Genomic DNA, 245 nt, shown 5'->3' on the forward strand with positions numbered 1-245 from the left:
ATCTCACCCCCTACAGTGAAAAGCGCCTTGATGTGCTGGCAGGATACCTTTCCGGAATGCCTGCCCCGGTCTGGCAAAACTGGTGCTGGCAGTGGGGCTTACAGCAGGCGGGAGAACAACTGCTAAAAACGGTTCTCACCCGTTTGCGCCAGCACAAGTTGCCTGCTTCGACCGCGGATATGGCTGCCGCACATCTGCATGCAATGGCACTGGCACAGTTGCGCGGTCATACACTACCGTTACAC

At 57.1% G+C, this 245-nt stretch carries 1 protein-coding gene; it reads left to right on the plus strand.

What is annotated here, in order from left to right; genetic code table 11:
* On the plus strand, window positions 1–245 hold a 245-nt coding region (locus tag RTW80_RS30350; protein ID WP_312721926.1), incomplete at both ends, for a DUF5682 family protein.

The sequence above is a fragment of the Escherichia sp. AM3 genome (genome assembly GCF_032029835.1).
GTDB classification, from domain to species: domain Bacteria; phylum Pseudomonadota; class Gammaproteobacteria; order Enterobacterales; family Enterobacteriaceae; genus Escherichia; species Escherichia coli.